The organism is Caulobacter sp. 05T431, from assembly GCF_056665975.1.
In genome coordinates, this window is sequence record NZ_JBFTKU010000202.1 from 1 (window position 1) to 351 (window position 351).

Annotated in this window: 1 protein-coding gene; it reads left to right on the forward strand. The window is 62.4% G+C overall.

The window, feature by feature from the left end:
• Positions 1–35: 35 nt before the first annotated feature.
• On the forward strand, positions 36–351 hold a 316-nt coding region (locus tag AC1U89_RS25105; RefSeq protein ID WP_479902325.1), incomplete at its 3' end, for a hypothetical protein.

The window sequence follows — 351 nt, forward strand, 5'->3', positions numbered from 1 at the left end:
GTTCAAGCCTGAACCGATTGCCACTCGGCACTCGGGTGGCCAACTTCGCCCATGAGAAACGCAACATGACACCGCTTCAACGTCGCACCACCATCGACCGCATCCTCGCCATCGAGGTCGAGGTCAAGAGCCAGGAACATGGCGCCCTGGAGGATCTGCTCCACGGTGGCCACATCGGCTTCAAGAACATGAACAATGACCAGCTCGTGATCGCCGCGAACGAGCGCGAACTGGACATCCTCCCGACGCTCGAGCAAGAGCGCCGCCTGCGCCAGTTCGCCGAGAACGGTGGCCACGGCTGGAAGGACACACTGAACAGCCTGTGGTTGAACGGCCGGGACGCCTCCCTCC